A 599-nucleotide genomic window follows, 5' to 3' on the forward strand; every position below is an offset into this window, starting at 1 on the left:
AGAGAATGAGGCGACCATGCTGAGCATGCGCCGGTTCGGCGCGCCATTGCTCTTCGGCCGGCTGTGGCAGGAGAGCGGGATCGCTGCGGTGCTCGAGGAGCTGCTGGCCGGGCGGCAGTTCGAGTTCCCGGTCGAGCGCGCGGTGTTCGCCACCGTGCTCCACCGGATCATGGTCTCGGGCTCGGATCGCGCCTGCGACAAATGGCTCGACGATTACGACATTCCCGGCACCGAGGAGCTCGGCCTGCATCACCTCTACCGCGCCATGGCCTGGCTCGGCGAGGAGTTGCCGGACGAGGAACAGGGGGATGCCACGCCCTTTGCACCGCGGACGGTGAAGGATCTGGTGGAAGAGCGGCTCTTCGCCCGACGGCATGATCTGTTCACCGACCTCTCGGTCGTGTTCATGGACACCACCTCGCTGTATTTCGAAGGTGCCGGCGGCGAGACGCTGGGCGCGCGGGGCCACTCCAAGGATTACCGCCCACAGCTCGCGCAGATGATCCTGGGCGTGGTGATCGATCAGGACGGAAGGCCGATCTGCACCGAGATGTGGCCGGGCAACACCGCCGATGTCTCGGTGCTGGTGCCGGTGATTG

Annotated in this window: 1 pseudogene; it reads left to right on the forward strand. The window is 66.1% G+C overall.

Annotated features, from left to right (window positions below):
* Nucleotides 1-599: pseudogene (locus APM_RS18965) on the forward strand (transposase); the annotation flags it as partial.

This window comes from Acidiphilium sp. PM, from assembly GCF_000219295.1.
GTDB classification, from domain to species: domain Bacteria; phylum Pseudomonadota; class Alphaproteobacteria; order Acetobacterales; family Acetobacteraceae; genus Acidiphilium; species Acidiphilium multivorum.